Here is a 14,472-nt window from a genome sequence, read left to right as displayed (position 1 = left end):
TGCTTACGCCGCTGCCGGCGCCAACTCCGCTTGCGGCTTCGGGAACGGCTTGAAATTCATCGCCATCAGGAAGGCGCCGAGGCCCATCGCCCAGGAGGCGATATAGAGCCAGGCGTAGCTCGAGAACGCATCGTAGATCAGGCCGCCGGCGAGCGGGCCCGTGGCCATGCCGAGACTGCCGGCCATGGCGGTGCCGCCGATCACCGTGCCCATCATCTTGAGCGGAAAGTTTTCGCGGATCAGCACCGCGTAGAGCGGCATGGTGCCGGCATAGATGAAGCCGAAGACGGCCCCGACCGCGTAGAACGTCGCAAGCTGGTGCGCGAAGACATAGGCGAGTGCGCCGAACGCCTGCAGCAGCAGGCCCGAGACGAGCACGCGCTTGGCGCCGAAGCGGTCCCCCATCAGGCCGAAGGCGATGCGTCCGCCAAGGCCGGCAAAGCCCTCGATGCTGTAGATCGTCACCGCCGCGACCAGCGGGATGCCGCAGCTCACGGCATAGGAGACGGTGTGGATGATCGGGCCGGAATGGGTGGCGCAGCAGAAGAAATTGGTCGCGAGCAGGATCAGGAATTGCGGCGAGCGCAGCGCCTCTCCCATCGACATCTCACCTTGCACGGCGCCCTCGCCCGCAGGCGCGGCCACGGCGTGCGCGAGCGCCGGCGGGCGGCGCACCAGGAACGAGACCGGGATCATGATGGCGCCGACCACCAGCGCCACGATCTGCATCGAGGTGCGCCAGTCGTGGCCGGAGACGAGCCAGGCCGCGAGCGGCGCCATCGTCATCGGCGCCATGCCCATGCCGGCCGACACCAGCGAGACCGCGAGGCTGCGATGGCTGTCAAACCAGCCGGTCACGGTCGCCATCATCGGCGCGAAGATCGCAGCACAGGACGCCCCGACCAGAAGGCCAAAGACGAACTGAAACGCCAATAGCGAGGTGGCGTGGCTCGCCGCGAACAGGCTCACGGTCAGCACCGTCGATCCCGTCAGCACCACCGGCCGCGGTCCGAACCGGTCCGTCAGCGTACCCCAGGCCATGCTGGTGCAGGCCATCGCCAGAAAGCCGATCGTCATCGCGCTGGAGATGCCGGTCACGGACCAGCCGGTATCCTTTGCGATCGGCTGCAGGAACACCGGCAGCGAAAACATGCCGCCGATGGCGACGCAGCCGAGCAAGCCGCCGGCGGCGACGATCACCCAGCGATAGGAGGAAGCGTTCATTTTGGTCTCCCGTCAGGTCTGTCTGGGTGGAAGACGATTGGGAACATGGTGGGCCGACAGGCCGACGCAAGTTTTTGCGGCACGCTTTTGTGACCTGCCAAGCAAAAAAGGCGAAAACAACCCCATGCACAGTAGCCGGGCGCTTTGGGATCAAGGACTTACAACGCAGCTCTTTGCCGTGCGAAGAAAGACTCGCCGTTTGACTCGTCGGGCAAAACACCTGCATGATGGCATCATCCCGCCGCTCTTGATCGTCTTCCCTTGCGCAGCCGATTAGCCGTCTCCTCGTCCGCGAGGGTTCCGGCCAGGAGCCTGCATGACCATCCGCCCCATCGTCCGCTATCCCGACCGCCGCCTCGCGATGCCGGCCCACCCTGTCACCGCGTTCGACGATGCGCTCCGTGAGCTTGCAAATGATCTGCGCGAGACCATGCGCGCCGCGCCCGGCATCGGCATCACGGCGCCGCATATCGGCGTGCCCTTGCGCGTCGTCGTGCTCGAGCTCGACGCCAAGGAGGGTGCGCAGATCTACGTCAATCCGGAGATCGAATGGGCCTCACCCGAGATGATCCTGCATCGCGAAGGCAGCGTCTCGATGCCCGGCGTCACCGACGACGTCCAGCGCCACGCCCGCGTGCGGATCAGCTATCAGGATATCGACGGCGAGATGCACACTGAAGAGTCGGAAGCCTTGCGTGCCGTCTGCCACCAGCACGAGATCGACCAGCTCGATGGGACGTTCTGGATCCAGCGGCTGTCGCGGCTGAAGCGGGAGCGGCTGGTGAAGAAGTTCGAGAAGATGTCGCGCGGGTGAGCGTACCGACGAAGATCGGACTTGTGTGAAATCGCGCCGGCTGTTCGATATGGAGAAGTCAAACCAGCCTGATATGATTGGAACGGTCGGCCCCGTCGGGAGGGACACGAATGACATATTCAGGTCGCTGCGCCTGTGGCGCGGTTTGTTACACCATCGCGTCCGCGCCGATCCGCGGCTTCCAATGCCAGTGCAGCGACTGTCAGCGCGACACCGGCAGCGGCCACAGCTCAATCTTCGTGTTCGCGCGCAGCGCAGTCTCGGTGACAGGCGAGGTGCGCGAAATCGAGCGCACTGCCGACAGCGGCGCGGTCAAACGCAAGGGATTCTGTCCAAACTGCGGCTCGCCGATCTATAACAAGCCGGACGAGAAGCCGGAGTTCATCGGCATCTATGTCGGCACGCTTGACGACGCCAGCACGTTCAAACCATCCGTCGTGCTGTTCTGCTCGCGCGGATATGCCTGGGATCACCTCGATCCCGAGATTCCCAAACTCCCGGAATGGCACCCGGGATCGCGCTGATTTCTTGCAGATTGGGGGACAGCCAATGGCGATGAGCTTCGAGCTGTCGATGCTGGCCGCCGCAATCGTCTGGGGCTTCGTACAGCTTGTCGCCGCCGCGCAAGCCGCGAACCTGCAGCACGGCCTCAGATGGGCTGCGAGCCCGCGTGACACCGAGATGCCGCCGCTCAAGCCCATCCCCGGCCGCCTCAACCGAAATTTCCGCAACTACATGGAGACGTTTCCGTTCTTTGCCGCCGCGATCCTCATCTCTCACTCCGCAGGCGTTCACACTGAGCTGACTTATTGGGGATCGATCGCCTATCTTGGCGGACGCATCGCCTACACCGCGCTGTACCTATCCGGCATACCGCTCGTCCGCTCGCTGTTCTGGAATCTCGCCAGCTTTGGCATGCTTGCTGTTTTGGCAGCGGCTTTCGTGCCTCACTAAAGCGGCGCGATGCTACGTGGCCGTTGCCGCGATGCCTTCACGCCCGCTTCCCGCTCCGCTTGGTCATTGGCGCGTTACGACGCTCGCGTTTGCCGCGCACGATTTCCGTCGCCAGCGCGTCCAGCTTCGGCTCCCAGAAACTCCTGAACTGGCCGATCCACGCGTCCACCGCGCGAAGTCCAGCGACGTCGACCGAGTAGAGCCGCCTTTGCGCCTCCGCCCGGACGGTCGCGAAGCCGCTCTCGCGCAGCACCTTGAGGTGCTGCGACACGGCTGCCTGCGTGATCCCGAACTCCGCTCCGATCACTTCGACGACCTCGCCGGACGCCATCTCGCCGGGCGCAAGCAGCTCGAGAATGCGACGGCGAACAGGGTCGGCGAGGACCTCGAAGATTTGCATCAGCTTCCTGTGCCCGGATGCGCGACGTCGGGCAGCGTCTCGCCGCGATAGAAAGCGATGGTGCGGTCGGACCGCTGCTTCGCGGAGACAGGATCCACGCCGCTTGCGACGTGCGCCGCGCGCCAATTCTCGCCGCTGCTTGTCATGAATTCCTTACCCGCGGGAGAGCCCATCCATGCCTCGGCCGTCTTATGGTCAACCGACGCCCCGGTCGCAACATATCGCTCCAGCCCCGCAATGGCGAGGTCCCAGCCGATGCCGACCGCCCCTGGACCGAACTGCTCCCAATGATCTTCGATGATTGCGGTGTGCTCAAGCGTCAACCGCGCTTGGGATCGTTCCGCCGTCAACTTGACATCGATCCAGCTCATCGCTCCGCCGAATTCCCATGTCGCTGCAAAATGGGTCGGCGGCGTACATGCCGTGATGGTCCCGCCGGCATTCCCCTTGAGCTGGTACTTTCCGCCGAGCCGGAGATCTCCCTCGACCGGCAAGAACCAGCGCGGAATGCGTTGCGGGCTGGTCACTGCGTCCCAGAGATCGTCGACGCTGGTCTCGTAAAGCCGAGTCAGTGTCACCGCACTGGCCGCTTTCCCGTCCTTCTCGAAATTCCTCACCGAGCGCGTAACCAGCCCCAATACCCTGGCGACGTCTATCTCCATATCGCGTGCTCCTGTCGTTTCGTATCAGGATGAATATCGGTCGAAGCTAATATAAGTCAACCGTTATATTTGGGAGAGATGCCGCTCAGATATTTCCCGGGCGGTTTCCCGAGCGCCTTCTTGAACATGGTGATGAAGGCCGCGACGGAGTCGTAGCCGAGATCGGCGGACACCTGTTGCACGCTCGCGCCGGACGTCAGCTCCCGCAAGGCGACGATCAGATGCAATTGCTGGCGCCAGCGCCCGAAGCTCAGCCCCGTCTCCCTAATGACCAGACGCGCGAGGCTGCTCTCGCTCAGCGCGACGCGATCGGCCCATTCGGCCAGCGTCCTGCGATCGGAAGGGTTTTTCGCCAGCGCTGCGGCAATCTTCTTCAAGCGCGGCTCGGGCGAGAGCGGCAGATGGAGCTGCTGAACCGGCATGCGGGGAAGCTCGCGCAGAAGGACGCTCGCCAGAAGGTCCACCCTGGCATCGTCATCCGCGATCTGATCGGCTAGCTCGACGATTAATTCACGCAGCAGTGGGGAGATCGAAAGCGTGCAGCACCGATCCGGCAGGTCCACGAGATCAGGCTCGATGTAGACGAAAAACAGCCGGGCGTTTTCCGTCGCAAGGTTGCTGTGCTGCAGGCCTCCTGGAATCCACACCGCGCAATGCGGCGGCACCATCCACAGACCGGTGGGAACGCGACAGGTGACAGCGCCGCCCAGCGCAAAGACAAGTTGCCCCTTGCGGTGCCTGTGATCGGCCACCTCGCCCTTGGTCCCGATCACGTCAACGCGCACGGCGATGACGGGCGCGGAGACGTCATCGACATCGAGATCAGGCCATGGAAAACGGAGCGGCTGTCGCATGCTTTCCTGTTTTTAGCAATCGATTGGCGGAATATCTAAATCGAGCGGAGGCGAATGTCGATAGGATCTCGGCGTGGCAAGCGGTTTCGCTGTGGCCATCCTTCGAGACGCCCGCTTCGGTGGGCTCCTCAGGATGAGGTCTCGTTCGCGGCGCAATCGCAAATCCTCATGGTGAGGAGCCCGCTCTCAGGCGGGCGTCTCGAACCATGAAGGCCAAGCTCTGTGTGCGATTGCCCTGGAGATGTGACGATGCATGGTTTCACGAGTGCGACAGCCGGCGGACTGCAACGTGTGGTCCGCACACAAGCAGGCTTCGTGCGTGGCAGCCCGCGCGATGCAAGCGGCGTGATCGCATTCAAAGGCATTCCCTACGCAGCACCGCCGGTCGGGCCTCTGCGTTGGTGCGCACCGCAGCCGCCGGCCCCCTGGGATGGCGTGCGCGATGCGCTCGTGTTCGGCGCGGGATGTCTATCGGCGCTCGAAAACGACCAGCGGCCGGGACCGCGTGACGAGGATTGCCTCTATCTCAATGTCTGGACCGCGGCAAAGCACGCCGACGAGACGCGGCCCGTGATGGTGTGGATTCACGGCGGCGGCTTTCAGTTCGGCTCCTCAGCGAATCCCGCAACCGATGGCGGCCGGCTAGCAGCAAAAGGTGTCGTCGTCGTCAGCTTCAATTATCGCCTCGGCATCCTCGGCTTCCTCGCCCATCCCGATCTCGATGCGGAGGCGCCGTCAGGCAATTACGGCCTGCAGGATCAGCTGATGGCGCTGCGCTGGGTCAAGGCCAACATCGCCGGCTTTGGCGGCGACCCCGATAACGTCACCGTGCTCGGCGAATCCGCCGGCGCCATGGCCGTCGGCATCCTGATGGCCTCGCCGCTCGCGCACGGACTGTTTCACAAGGCCATGGGACAGAGCGGCGCGTTCTGGGATGGCAAGCACGGCCCGCTCCAGGGCTTTGAAGAAGCCCGCGCGCGTGGTCTGGCTTTTGCCCGGCAACAGGGCAACGCGTCCATCGCAGCTTTGCGCAAGCTGCCGGCCGATCGGCTGAATGCAGCCGCGCCGTGGAGTTTCAGGACCAGCCCGGTCGTGACGGCCTTCTCGCCGAGTATCGATGGTCATGTCGTGCCTGACGTGCCCGCACGGCGCTTCCTGCGCGGCGAACAGATGCACATCCCGCTGCTGGCGGGCTGGAATGCCGCCGAGGAATTTCCTTTCCGCTCGCAGTCACTCCCCGATCAATCGGTGCAAGCCTTTCTCGCCGCGGCCGAGGCGATGTTCGGCAAGGAGCGCATGGCCGATTTCCTGAAGGTCTACCCCGCCGCGACCGACGCGGAGGCCAAGGCGTCCGCGTCCGCGCTCACGGGCGACATCGTGGTCGGCGAGCAATGCTGGCAGTGGCTGCGTCTGCATCGGCGCGGGGGACGCGCGCCGGTCTACGGCTATCACTTCAACCATACCTCGCACTACACGCCGATCGCCTCGCACGTCACTGAAATCCCGTTTGTGTTCGGAACCCTGACGCCGCAACAGGTAATCGGCAGCTCGGCGCCACCGGCCGAAGAGGACCGCGCTCTGGCGCGGACCATGATGGCGTATTGGGTGAACTTCGCAGCGCATGGCGATCCCAACGGATCAGGCCTGCCACCCTGGCCCGCCTATGACGAGAACGAATTCATGCAGATCCTGGGCACAACGATCGAAGCCGGCCCCAATCCGCAAGCCGCCCGCTTTCGCTTCCTCGACAGTTTCAGGCAGGACGGCATTCTGCCGATGCGCTGGCGGGAGCTGCGATAGGCGCGCTCACCCGCCCGCCATCAGCTGCTTCGCCAGCGCCATGTAGGCCGGCAGCGTCACGGGATCGTTGGCGGCGTTGCCCGCTGCGGGGTGCGAGGCGTAGCGCGCGATCACCATCTCGGCCTTGGGATCGATATAGATGCCCTGCCCGTGAACACCGCGCGCCATATAGGCGCCGTGGGCATTGTGCGTGACCCACCATTGATTGCGATAGGAGGCACCGGGTAGCGTGATGTAACCGGCGGGCTTGAATTTCTCGGGATCGCCGCCGCGCGCGATGTCCTCGACGACAGATGAAGGCACGATCTGCCGGCCGTTGAAGCGGCCGTGATTGCGCATGGTCTCGCCGAAGCGGGCGAGATCGCGCAGTGTTGTCGAGAGACCGCCCCCACCGCTTTCGGTGCCGATGCGGTCGACGTGATAATGCGCGTCTTCCTCCGCACCCATCGGCTGCCAGATGCGCTCGGAGAGCAGATCGGACAAGTTCATGCCGCTGACGCGCCGGATGATCCAGGCCAGCACGTCGGTGTTGACGGTCTTGTAGGCGAAGGCCTTGCCGTGCTCGCCCTGCTTCTTCTGCGCGACCAGGAAATCGAAGATGGTGGTCGCACCGTCATAGTCGGGCGGAATCGGCGCCATGCCGTTGGCGCGCCGCAGTCCCCACACATGCGAGTTCTTGTCGGTGTAGACTTCGGTGTATTCGAGCCCGGTGGTCATATCCATGACCTCGTGCACGCGCGCATCGCCGAACGCGCTCGCCTTCAGCTCCGGAACATGGTCCGTGACGGGCGCCTGCGGATCGATCTTTCCCTCGGCGACCAGAATGCCGGCGAGCACGCCCGTGAACGACTTCGTCACTGACATCGCAATATGCGGCTTGTGCGGCTTCAACGCGCCGAAATAGCGCTCATAGATCAGCCTGCCCCGATGCAGCACGACGACCCCGTCGGCATAGGTTTCCTCGAGCATCTTCGCGAACGTCATGGGCCGACCGTCCATGGTGGTCGAGGCCGACGCGCCGATGTCATGCTCTTGCCGCGGCAGCACCGATGCAGGCCCCGCCCCGCGCCAGACGTTCACGGTCGGCACCAGCTGGCGGATGTTGCTCCATGCCCAGCGCAGCTCGGGGAAGCTGCGGAACGAGCCGTCCTGGAAACTGATGGTGCGGTTTTCCGGTGGCGGGAAGCCCTTCATCCAGCCGAGTGTTTCGGGATCGGTTTCAGCGGCGGTTGCGGGGGGCTGACTCGGGGTGATGGCGGCGGACATGAATATTGGGCTCCGGAAGCGACGAGAGGGATTTCGTATCATGGAGATGAGTGGCGAACATCCAGTGTTTGCGCCGAGGTGACCGTCGCCGCGCGCTGGTCACCAACCGTCTCCTGCGCGCCACCCATCGTCGCGCCATCTGCGTCAAACGGTCCCGCAAGGCGCGCTGAACAAAACACTTGCCTGGGGCTTCTATCGTCCTCAACCCGCCAACTTTGAAAAGACGGAAGACATCTCATGCAAGTTCGCAAGTTTGCTATCTCTGACGCAACGCTCGAGCGTTCGCCGGGCCAGGATGGCGACATATTCGTCGGCAATGTGATCGACCAGCGTGATGGCGCGCCGATCACCATCGGCTACGGCCGCTACGCGCCGAACCAGATCCTCGACGAGACAATCGCTGTCGACGACGTGATGGTCGTACTCGAAGGGACGCTCTCGGTGTCGAGCAACGCCGGCACTGTGACCGCCGGTCCGGGCGAGATCGTCCACATGCCCAAGGGCACGCAGGTCACCATTCGCTCGCATGAGCAAGGCGCCGTCACCGCCTATGTCACCTATCCGCACTGGCAGGAGGCGCGCGGGTGAGGCAGGCCTTCGCGCACCGCGCACCTCGCTATCAGTTGGTCCGATCGACGGCGCAGAGCCCCGTCGATCGAGCCCGAGTCGTCAGGTCAGGCGGACCGACATGCCGCCGTCAACCGTCATGGGGCTGCCCGTCATGAACGATGCCCGGTCGCTCAGGAGAAAAACCGCCGCCTGCGCGATCTCCTTGGGACTGGCCATCCGCTTCATCGGATGAAGCCCGGCGATGAAATTCAGGGCGTCGGGATTTCCCTCGCCTGCCGCCGGAGTGATGGTCCCTCCAGGCAGAAGCGCGTTGACGCGAATGCCTTCGGCCGCATGCTCGGCGCCCAGCGATTGAGCCAGACCGATCAGTCCTGCCTTCGCAGCTGCGTACGCCGCCATTCCCGGCAAGCCACCGTTGCTGAAGCCAACGAAGGACGAGGTAAAGACGATGGAGCCACCGCCCTGCTTGCGCAGCGCCGGGATCTGCGCCTTTGCGCTGAGGAACGCCGAGGTGAGATTCACCGCAAGCACATCGGTCCAGTTTTCGAATTTCATCTCGGGGACCGGCATCATGTCGCCGACGATGCCGGCATTGTCGAAAGCGCCGTCAAGCTTTCCGAAGGTCGTGACGGCGTGCGCGACAAGGCGGGCTGCATAGCCGGTGTCCCGAACGTCGCCCGCGAGAAAAGTCGCGCGCCCTCCGGCGCTCTTGATGCTTGCAACAACGGCCTGCAGCTCGGGGCCGCGACGCGCCCCGAGCACCACATCGGCGCCTTCGGACGCGAACAATGATGCTGCGGCAGCACCGATGCCGCTGCTGGCGCCGGTTATGATGATCGTCTTGTTTGCCAGTTCCACCGCGAAACTCTCCTGATGTCAAAAAGGAGCCGAACAAGACATCAGGCACCAGCGAGCTGCCACCCGTTTCCCGAGTTGAACGCGGGATCACATCGTGGCGGTATTGCTCCGCCAATGGCGGCCTGCCGGTTTCCGTGATCGGAGTGACAGGCCGCCGTCAGCAAACGCTACTTCAGCGGCAAGAAAACGTCCGCGACCGTCTCGTGCTCCGGCACCTCCGGAAACAAGCTCAGCCGCTGGCAATAGATCGGGAAGTCGCGCGCTTCTTCGCCGCTGGCAGGAAGCCAGTCGCGATAAAGAAAGAGCGCGGCCGGCTCGAGATTGTCGGTGTAGCCGACGACGCGCAGCACCGCGCAGCGTCCGCCGGGGATCTCGCCGGCCTTGATCTCTTCGCCGTTGGCCGCGATCAGCTGGTCGGTCCCGACGCAGAGGTCCGTGCTGTACTCGGCCGGCGAGGCAGGACGCCGCTCGGAGCGCCAGACCGTGAAGGTCGGACTTGTCCTGGGGTGCAGGTTCGCCGCCTTGCGCCACGCGATGAAGCGCTGGATCGTGGCGGGAAGCGTCGCCGGGTCGCCGCGATGCTCCATGATCGCCACCTTGGTGGGTTGAACATCGCGGATCGTCACGTCGTCATTGGTAAACGTTTGCTGCATGAGCTTGCTCCTGGCGTTGTCGAGAGGCCCGAAGGCCGCAAGCCACGGCTCCCAGTCGGGAGACTTCCGGAACGACGACGGCGATTGCCCGAACCGTTGCCGAAAGGCACGGGCGAAGGCGTCAGGCGCGTCGTAACCGGCATCCATCGCAATCTCCGTGACATCAAGGGCGTCCATAAAGGCCAGCTGATGCGAAGCGCGCTTCATGCGGGCCAGCTGGACATAGCGATGCACTGATAATCCGAAGGTTGCCGAGAACTGCCGGTGGAAATGAAATTTTGAGAAAGCCGCAACAGCACTCACCGTGTCCAGATCCAGATCACCGTCGAGATGCCGGTCGATATGATCAAGCACCCGTCGCATCCGGTCCCGATAGTTTTGCAGCGCCGCCTTCATCGTCCCTCCTCCGTGGCGGCTCCATCTAGTCGCTGACGGCCATGACATGCTCGACCGATCTTGCGGTTTGGCAGGCATCCCAGGGCACGGCGCAGGCGTCCACGAGGATGCCGGCGATCAAGTATCAAAGAGCGCTGGGACGATCGATGTCGAACACGTCGATCTGTCGGTCCTGGAACAGATCCTCCAGCGCTTCGGGCCCGTTCGCCAGCACGTAGTCCCGCTCGGCGTCGGAAATAGGCAGCACCTGCAGCCAGACGACGGATTTGGCCGAGAAGGACTGTGTTTCCAGCTCCCACAAGAACGGAGAAATCAGCATGGCGTGCTTCATGTCACGCCCTTCGCCATACAGTTCCAGGGCTCGCGGAATGACGACGCCGGGCAAGGGTGTGATTTCGCCCTTCTTGATGCTGAAAGCGCAGGTCGCGATCATGTTGGCGCCCTCGGCGCATTCCGTCGCCAGAGCCAGCAGGATCTCGACGCCCAGAGCCTTGCCGCCGGACGTCAGGCCTGTCTTGGCGTCAGAGAGCGCGAGGCTGGCATAGGTGGAAACGCCTCCTGCCGGGACGTTCTTGATGATCATGATATCGACGTCGCAGACGTGGGCGTCATCCCAATATTTCGTAACCATCGGCGAGCCCTGCGTAACATCTCTCAAGTAGCGGGCGAGAGATTTGTTGTCTTCCGAAACCACCATGGCTCCTCACGTCAAAACTCCAAGGTCGTCGGCAGTCTTCACCGCGATGACTGTGACCATACGATTGCCGCTCCGGCCTGTCGTGGGACCTCGGTATAGACGAGGCCGGTGGTCATATCCACGACCTCGTTCACGCGCGCGGTGGACTTCCTCGGCCGCGCATAATTCCATCAAGATCTAGCAGGCGCCGGAGCGAAAAAGGGGAGCCCGCATGTGGCGGGCTCCCCTCTCCTAGATTCCGACATCATACCGCTGTTACAGGCCAGCAGGCTCCAGCGCCTTCTGCACCATCGCGGTGTCGACATATTGCGTCATGCTGGCGATCTTGCCGTCCTTCAGCAGATAGAGATGCGCGAAATTGGCGCGCATGGATTTGCCCGTTGCCTTGTAGGTCCCGGAGTAGACACCGAAGGCGGCGACGCGATCGCCGTCTTCGAGATAGGTGTGAACATCGGCGCGGTAGCCGGTCCATTCGGTGGCGAGACGCCGGAACACGCCTGATATGATCGCGTCGGGTCCGATATAAGTGCCCGCATAAGGAAACCCTTCCGCTTCGGTCCATGCGGCATCGGGAGCGAGAGCGGCCAGCAAGTTGCGGCCGTTCTCTTCCGACGAGGATCCCTCATAGGTGGCGCGGATCAGGTCGAGGTTCGCCCCCATCTCAACCCCACTTCATCTCGCCGGTGGCGACCTTGGCGCCGATGTCGAGCGCAACGCCCATGCCGAGGCCGGGAAAGCGCGCTTCCATCGCCGCCTTGAGCGTGGCGGAATCCTTGGCCTTCGCGAGCTCCTCGTCGAACGCCTTGAGGTAGGCGATGGTGTGCTCGACACCCGACAGGTCGGTCTTCGCATCCACCGACAAATGGCCGGGCACGACGATCGCCGGCTTGCGCGCCGCGATCTTTTCGAGATTGGCGATCCAGGCGGCACGCTGCTCCTTGGTCGGCGTGTCGGCGGTCCAGACATGGACGCCCGAGAAGATCAGCACGCCGCCGAACACCGCGTTGAGCGACGGCACGAACAGATAGCGCCGGTTGACCAGGCCGTCCGCGCTGACGATCTCGATGGTCTCGCCGTCCACGCTGAGCGCCTTGCCGTCGAACGCTTCGGGAATGACCACATCGGCAAGCACCTGCGGGCCGTTCGCCTTGAGCTGCGGGCCCCAGACGGCAAGCTTCTTTTCGACACTGGCGTTAATGGCGGCCAATGTTGCGGGCGCCGCGAGCACGCGGGCCTCGGGGAAGACAGCCTTGATCGCGCCGAGGCTGAAATAATAATCCGGGTCCGACTGGCTGATATAGATGGTGGTGAGCTTCTTGCCAGTGGCCTTGATGGCGTCTGCGACAGCCTTGCCGTCGGACAGCGTGAAGCCGCCATCGATCAGCACGGCCTCGCTCGGCCCGGACACCAGAACGGGAGCCCGGAAGAAGCCGTTTTGTCCGGCTGGAAAATGCTTCCAGGCTAGCCCGCCGGCGGCATGGCCGAGGCCTGCGGGTGCGAAGACTGCTGCGGCGCCCGCGGCGAGAGTGGTTTTCATGATGGTTCTCCTTGTCGGCATGTTGGTCTCCTGGTGCTGGTCTGGGATCACGAAATGAAAGCTGGATGGTCCGGTCTGTGTTGATCGCTGCGCTCAGGCCGCCTTCAGTCCGTCGACGAGGACGTCCAGGCTGCCGAGCAGCGCACTTGCCTGCACAAGGCGGCGATCATTGCCTGCGCCTACGATCAGGGCCGGGACGCCGTTGGCGCCGAACCGGCGCATCTCGGCACGCGCAGCCTCGAGACGCGCGCGATACGCGGCGATCAATACGGCGTCGGGGCTCGCCAGGCGGGCGGCAACCTCCGGCAAATTCATCGCGCAGAGCACATCCGACAGAACGGACATCTCGGTGCTGTCGCGGCCTTCGACATAGCGGACGAGCTGGAAGGCCTTCAGCGCCGCGAACTCCCGATCAGGCACCGTGAGCGCGACAGCGGTGAGCGCCAGAGTCGCCGGGCCGGAATCGAACAGGCGCGTGCGGTCACCCAGCACATCGCGGCGATAGGCTTCGCTGAACGGCTGGCCGCTCAGACGCAAAATCCGCTGGTCGTTGCTCCAGGCGTAGGCCGCAAAACCATCGTCCATCGGACGCGCGCCCTCGCCGGCGAACAGACCTGTCGGCGCAAGTTCGACAGCGAAATCCGGTCGAGCGACGAGCCGTTCCAGCAGCGTGGAGGCGCCGTAGCACCAGCCGCAGAGCGGATCGAACAGGTAGGTGATTTGAATGGGCGCGGACATGGCGATCTCCTTGGACCGCAATGTGGCACGTGCGAATTGATAGATAAATATCAACAAAATAGACAAAATGTATGTTATTGCCTGACAATTAGATCTGACCGGACAGAGCCGATGAACCTGAATCGACTGGCCTATTTCGCAGCGGTCGTGGACACCGGATCGTTCACGCGGGCCGCCGAACGGCTCGGCATCACCAAGGCCGTGGTGAGCCAGCAGGTGGCGCAGCTGGAGCGCGATCTCGGCACCAGCCTTCTGGTGCGCACGACGCGCCGGGTCCATCCGACCGAGGCGGGCCGCATGTTTCATGCGCGCTGCGTCATGATCCTGCGCGAAGCGGAGGACGCCTTCGACGAACTCGCCCAGGCCGCTGCCGCGCCGACCGGCACATTGCGGATCACGGCGCCCAACGATTACGGCACGGCCGTCGTCGTCGCCGTCGTCACCGCCTACGCGGCACGCTATCCCAACTGCCGCGTGGAGTTGACGCTCGAAGATCAGACGGTCGATCTCGCCTCAGGCCAGATCGACATGGCGATCCGTGTCGGCTGGCTGGTCGATTCCAGCCTGCAGGCGCGCAAGATCGGATCGTTCCGGCAATGTCTGGTCGGCGCTCCCGCCTTCACGGATCGGATCGCCGCCGCGCGCGATCCCGACGATCTCGCGACGCTTCCGTTCGTCGCCAACATGGCGCTGCGCGAGCCGCTGCTGTGGCAGTTCTCGCGCGGCGATCTCGATCGACGCGCCGTGCGCCTGCAAGCCAGCATTGCCATCGACACGACGCCGGGCGTGCTCGCGGCCGTGCTCGCCGGCGGCGGCCTTTCGGTGCTGCCGGATTTCCTGGTGGCCGACGATCTCGCGGCGGGGCGCCTCATTCACATCCTGCCGCAATGGCAACTGCCATCTGGCGGCATCCACACGGTCTACCCCGCGGCCCGCTTCCGTCCGCCCAAGGTGACCGCGTTCGTGGAGATGTTGATTGCGGCTCAGCGACGGGCGGGTTCGGATGGGGCTGATTAGCTGGGGAGCCAATTGGCGGCCGCCCTCCATAT

17 protein-coding genes are annotated in these 14,472 nt (G+C 63.9%); 6 read left to right on the top strand and 11 right to left on the bottom strand.

Annotated features, from left to right (window positions below):
• Positions 1 to 3: 3 nt before the first annotated feature.
• Positions 4 to 1,224 (bottom strand): MFS transporter, encoded by a 1,221-nt coding sequence (locus BRA1417_RS0120760; RefSeq protein ID WP_027517465.1) that lies wholly within the window; start codon positions 1,222 to 1,224, stop codon positions 4 to 6.
• 316 nt (positions 1,225 to 1,540) lie between these two features.
• Between BRA1417_RS0120760 and BRA1417_RS0120755 the strand changes: the two genes are divergently transcribed.
• The 3 genes from BRA1417_RS0120755 (at position 1,541) to BRA1417_RS0120745 (ending at position 2,992) form a co-directional block, all read left to right on the top strand.
• Positions 1,541 to 2,038 (top strand): peptide deformylase, encoded by a 498-nt coding sequence (locus BRA1417_RS0120755; protein ID WP_027517464.1) that lies wholly within the window; start codon positions 1,541 to 1,543, stop codon positions 2,036 to 2,038.
• 110 nt (positions 2,039 to 2,148) lie between these two features.
• The gene (locus BRA1417_RS0120750; protein WP_027517463.1) at positions 2,149 to 2,562 is read left to right on the top strand and encodes a GFA family protein; all 414 of its coding nucleotides are present in this window, start codon (positions 2,149 to 2,151) and stop codon (positions 2,560 to 2,562) included.
• Between the two features lie 25 nt (positions 2,563 to 2,587).
• A complete protein-coding gene (locus tag BRA1417_RS0120745) occupies positions 2,588 to 2,992 on the top strand; it encodes an MAPEG family protein (protein WP_027517462.1) in 405 nt (134 codons plus the stop codon).
• Positions 2,993 to 3,029: 37 nt separating this feature from the next.
• Here the strand turns inward: BRA1417_RS0120745 and BRA1417_RS0120740 are convergent, their stop codons facing one another.
• Genes BRA1417_RS0120740 through BRA1417_RS0120730 form a run of 3 tightly spaced genes read right to left on the bottom strand, consistent with a single transcriptional unit; the run spans position 3,030 to position 4,908 of the window.
• A complete protein-coding gene (locus BRA1417_RS0120740) occupies positions 3,030 to 3,392 on the bottom strand; it encodes a helix-turn-helix transcriptional regulator (RefSeq protein ID WP_027517461.1) in 363 nt (120 codons plus the stop codon).
• On the bottom strand, positions 3,392 to 4,054 hold the full coding sequence (locus BRA1417_RS0120735; protein ID WP_027517460.1) for an SRPBCC family protein: 663 nt from the start codon (positions 4,052 to 4,054) through the stop codon (positions 3,392 to 3,394). The genes BRA1417_RS0120740 and BRA1417_RS0120735 overlap by 1 nt, the downstream gene beginning before the upstream one ends.
• 56 nt (positions 4,055 to 4,110) lie before the next feature.
• Entirely contained in the window at positions 4,111 to 4,908 is a 798-nt protein-coding gene (locus BRA1417_RS0120730; protein WP_027517459.1) for a helix-turn-helix domain-containing protein, read from the bottom strand.
• A 249-nt stretch (positions 4,909 to 5,157) separates the two neighbouring features.
• Here BRA1417_RS0120730 and BRA1417_RS0120725 point away from each other — a divergent pair, with 249 nt between their 5' ends.
• Positions 5,158 to 6,708 (top strand): carboxylesterase/lipase family protein, encoded by a 1,551-nt coding sequence (locus tag BRA1417_RS0120725; RefSeq protein ID WP_027517458.1) that lies wholly within the window; start codon positions 5,158 to 5,160, stop codon positions 6,706 to 6,708.
• 6 nt (positions 6,709 to 6,714) lie between these two features.
• Here BRA1417_RS0120725 and BRA1417_RS0120720 read toward each other — a convergent pair whose 3' ends face one another.
• The gene (locus tag BRA1417_RS0120720) at positions 6,715 to 7,974 is read right to left on the bottom strand and encodes a serine hydrolase (RefSeq protein WP_027517457.1); all 1,260 of its coding nucleotides are present in this window, start codon (positions 7,972 to 7,974) and stop codon (positions 6,715 to 6,717) included.
• A gap of 237 nt (positions 7,975 to 8,211) precedes the next feature.
• On the opposite strand from BRA1417_RS0120720, the gene BRA1417_RS0120715 reads away from it, so the two are divergent.
• Positions 8,212 to 8,562: an ethanolamine utilization protein gene (locus BRA1417_RS0120715; protein WP_027517456.1), complete on the top strand. Its 351-nt coding sequence runs from the start codon at positions 8,212 to 8,214 to the stop codon at positions 8,560 to 8,562.
• Positions 8,563 to 8,643: 81 nt separating this feature from the next.
• On the opposite strand, the gene BRA1417_RS0120710 is transcribed toward BRA1417_RS0120715, so the two are convergent.
• The 6 genes from BRA1417_RS0120710 to BRA1417_RS0120680 form a co-directional block, all read right to left on the bottom strand.
• On the bottom strand, positions 8,644 to 9,402 hold the full coding sequence (locus BRA1417_RS0120710; protein WP_027517455.1) for an SDR family oxidoreductase: 759 nt from the start codon (positions 9,400 to 9,402) through the stop codon (positions 8,644 to 8,646).
• Between the two features lie 167 nt (positions 9,403 to 9,569).
• Complete coding sequence (locus BRA1417_RS0120705) at positions 9,570 to 10,451, bottom strand: GyrI-like domain-containing protein (RefSeq protein WP_027517454.1); 882 nt, start codon at positions 10,449 to 10,451, stop codon at positions 9,570 to 9,572.
• A gap of 124 nt (positions 10,452 to 10,575) precedes the next feature.
• Positions 10,576 to 11,082, bottom strand: a complete 507-nt coding sequence (locus BRA1417_RS0120695) for a suppressor of fused domain protein (protein WP_027517453.1) — start codon at positions 11,080 to 11,082, stop codon at positions 10,576 to 10,578.
• Between the two features lie 321 nt (positions 11,083 to 11,403).
• The gene (locus BRA1417_RS0120690; RefSeq protein WP_027517452.1) at positions 11,404 to 11,808 is read right to left on the bottom strand and encodes a nuclear transport factor 2 family protein; all 405 of its coding nucleotides are present in this window, start codon (positions 11,806 to 11,808) and stop codon (positions 11,404 to 11,406) included.
• A 1-nt stretch (position 11,809) separates the two neighbouring features.
• Positions 11,810 to 12,706, bottom strand: a complete 897-nt coding sequence (locus BRA1417_RS0120685) for an MBL fold metallo-hydrolase (protein WP_027517451.1) — start codon at positions 12,704 to 12,706, stop codon at positions 11,810 to 11,812.
• Between the two features lie 72 nt (positions 12,707 to 12,778).
• Positions 12,779 to 13,423: a DsbA family protein gene (locus tag BRA1417_RS0120680; protein ID WP_027517450.1), complete on the bottom strand. Its 645-nt coding sequence runs from the start codon at positions 13,421 to 13,423 to the stop codon at positions 12,779 to 12,781.
• Between the two features lie 111 nt (positions 13,424 to 13,534).
• Here BRA1417_RS0120680 and BRA1417_RS0120675 point away from each other — a divergent pair, with 111 nt between their 5' ends.
• Positions 13,535 to 14,440: a LysR family transcriptional regulator gene (locus BRA1417_RS0120675; RefSeq protein WP_027517449.1), complete on the top strand. Its 906-nt coding sequence runs from the start codon at positions 13,535 to 13,537 to the stop codon at positions 14,438 to 14,440.
• Positions 14,441 to 14,472 lie beyond the last annotated feature (32 nt).

It is taken from the genome of Bradyrhizobium sp. WSM1417 (assembly GCF_000515415.1).
GTDB lineage: Bacteria > Pseudomonadota > Alphaproteobacteria > Rhizobiales > Xanthobacteraceae > Bradyrhizobium.
This window is presented reverse-complemented; position numbering and strand designations above follow the sequence as displayed.